Consider the following 963-nt stretch of genomic DNA (forward strand, 5'->3'; position numbering starts at 1 on the left):
ACAGACGGTTTCGAGTCAGATGAGGGCATACTTACGGTCACTGCTGAGACAGATTACCTTCATCGCGATCGCTACACCCTCACAATGGCTAATGGAAGCGCTGAGGAACTTAATCAGGTAGATCTAGTTAAGAATACCACCATAGAATGATATTGCCTGTAATATCAGTTGATAGATCCACTCTATAACATCCACTATTGGGCCTCCAACAACCGATAGTACAGTAGCTGCGGCCGCAATTACAGCGATCTTCTTTAGAATCTCACTATTTTCTTCTTGCCAAGAATTCACATGAAATGACGCTTCTTTATAATCTTGATTGACATTTCCATTCGAATCTTGATAGGTAAACGTAATTGGGATAGTATAATTTCCGGGTCTGGCTTCTTGTTTTGTACTTAGCTTCACTAGCAATGGTGGATTACCTGAATGATCTCTTTCTCCCCCAATTCGACCGAACTCCTCTGGTGAATCAGATGATTCGTCATATTGAAAATGGGCTTCTTTCAATCCGATAGTATAACCGACGTTAGAGGCATTTTCTCTAATCTTGTCGGTGCCACCATTGTCGCTAATTGTTTGAACAAATTCGCTTCCACCGTCCTCAAAAACGTCAGCAAATGGGAACTGAATGTGTAGCTTGTTGTGATCTATGCTACCATTACCTGAAAAATAGATATCTAACCATAAATCGTCTCCACGGTCCAGCTGTGGATCTTCTATAATTGGGGTAACGCTGTATTGTGCCGATTGGTCGGTCATGATGATACGCGAACACGACCCGGTAAATTAATCTTAAGGATACAAACCAGCGCCTACGATATCGCTACCGTATAACAAATCTCAGAATCCTGCCCACCAATCGGGCCTTGTAGCATGCGGCGGCCGCGGACTCGGAACCGGCACATCGAGGCTCGGATCGACATCTTCGCTCAGAAATAGCTCGCCCCACGTCGTGATCGA

1 protein-coding gene is annotated in these 963 nt (G+C 44.4%); it reads right to left on the bottom strand.

The annotated features are described in order from the left end of the window. Positions 1 to 123: 123 nt before the first annotated feature. Positions 124 to 762 carry a hypothetical protein gene (locus tag EXE42_RS15925; RefSeq protein ID WP_137706951.1) on the bottom strand — a complete coding sequence of 213 codons (639 nt, stop codon included), beginning with the start codon at positions 760 to 762 and terminating at the stop codon, positions 124 to 126. Positions 763 to 963: the final 201 nt, after the last annotated feature.

The sequence above is a fragment of the Halorubrum sp. SP3 genome, from assembly GCF_005435195.1.
GTDB lineage: Archaea > Halobacteriota > Halobacteria > Halobacteriales > Haloferacaceae > Halorubrum > Halorubrum sodomense.